The organism is Vagococcus sp. WN89Y (assembly GCF_052220145.1).
In the GTDB taxonomy this organism is placed as follows: domain Bacteria; phylum Pseudomonadota; class Gammaproteobacteria; order Enterobacterales; family Enterobacteriaceae; genus Kosakonia.
The window spans coordinates 1-1,416 of the sequence record NZ_JBQPOM010000042.1; the positions used below are offsets into that span (position 1 = coordinate 1).

Genomic DNA, 1,416 nt, shown 5'->3' on the forward strand with positions numbered 1-1,416 from the left:
TAATGCCGATCGTTTAAGGATCGGTTGACCGATCCGGTGGCTGGTGTAAAAAGGGTTTCATGTTCATCATGGAACCCTTTTTAAATGGAACTTTCCCAGGCCCTCGGCATTATTAATCTCACCGCACCCGATGACGTTCAGAGCCTTGCTGACCTTCTTTCCCCTGACCTCATCCAGCAGGCTTTTTCCCTTACTGATACGGTCACGTTGCGCAAGCGTAAACTTCCCCTTGAGTCCATGGTCTGGCTGGTTATCGGCATGGCGATATTTAACAATAAACCCCTCTCTCATATCGTCAATCTGATGGATATCGTGGACCGTACCGGCAGGTCATTTACTGCCCCCAGTTCCGTTATAGCCCGCCGCAAAAAGCTGGGTGAAAATGCCATCCGGGAACTGTTCAGCCTCACGCAACAACACTGGCACGAGGAAGCCAGACACCCTCTCTGGCATGGCCTGACACTGAACGCTGTTGATGGTGTGGTCTGGCGCACACCCGATACACCGGAAAATGCGGCAACCTTCGCGAAAGCAGAAAACCAGTTCGGAGAAAGGGGATATCCACAGGTTCGCATGGTATGCCTGATGGAACTGAGCAGCCATCTGCTGCGCGCGAGTGTGATGGAACGGTATGACATTAATGAAATGCGTCTGGCCGCCAGACTGGTGGACCAGGTACCGGATAACAGTGTGACGCTGTTCGACCGGGGCTTCTGGTCAACGGGTTTGCTGCACGACTGGCACCGGTCCGGGGAAAACCGCCACTGGCTGCTGCCGATGAAGAAAGGCACGCAGTATGAGGTGGTGCGCAGGCTGGGCAAACAGGATGAGCTGATAACAGTGAAGACCTCTCCGCAGGCCCGAAAACAGTGGGAGGGGTTGCCGGAGGAACTCACCGTCCGGTTAATCAGACGTAAAGTTAACGGTGTGGAGCGTCAGGTTGTGACGTCAATGACGGATGCCATGCGTTACCCGGCGGCAGACGTGGCAGAGCTGTACAAACACCGGTGGGAAATAGAGCTGGGTTACCGTGAGGCAAAACAGTTCCTGTGCGGAAACCGCTGGACACTGCGAAGTAAGTTGCCGGAGATGGTCAGACAGGAACTGTGGGGCATCCTGCTGACGTACAACCTGGTGCGGTATCAGATGGTGAAAATGGCATTCAGCCTGAAAGGTGATTATCTGCCGTATCAGCTGAGCTTCAGTGGTTCGCTGGCAGAAATACTGCGGTTGCTGATAGGGCTGCCATGGTCATCTCCGGGGGCGGTGCCAGGGCATCTGAAGCACTTTTATAGTAATGCGGCGATGCTGAAACTACCGCCGAGGAGGGAACGGGAATATGAAAGGGAAGTGAGGCAAAAAAGGCCGAAATATCCTGTTAAAAACAATGCCGGTCACCTTAAGTGACCGGCATTA

The 1,416-nt window shown here is 53.8% G+C and carries 1 protein-coding gene; it reads left to right on the plus strand.

What is annotated here, in order from left to right:
* Nucleotides 1-84: 84 nt before the first annotated feature.
* Nucleotides 85-1,407, plus strand: coding sequence for an IS4 family transposase (locus ACTU3N_RS14665; protein WP_443086876.1), 1,323 nt, complete (start codon nt 85-87; stop codon nt 1,405-1,407).
* Nucleotides 1,408-1,416 lie beyond the last annotated feature (9 nt).

Excerpts from the sequence above, each read along its gene's own strand:
- ACTU3N_RS14665 (WP_443086876.1), top strand. The coding sequence starts at position 85 with ATGGAACTTTCCCAGGCCCTCGGCATTATTAATCTCACCGCACCCGAT.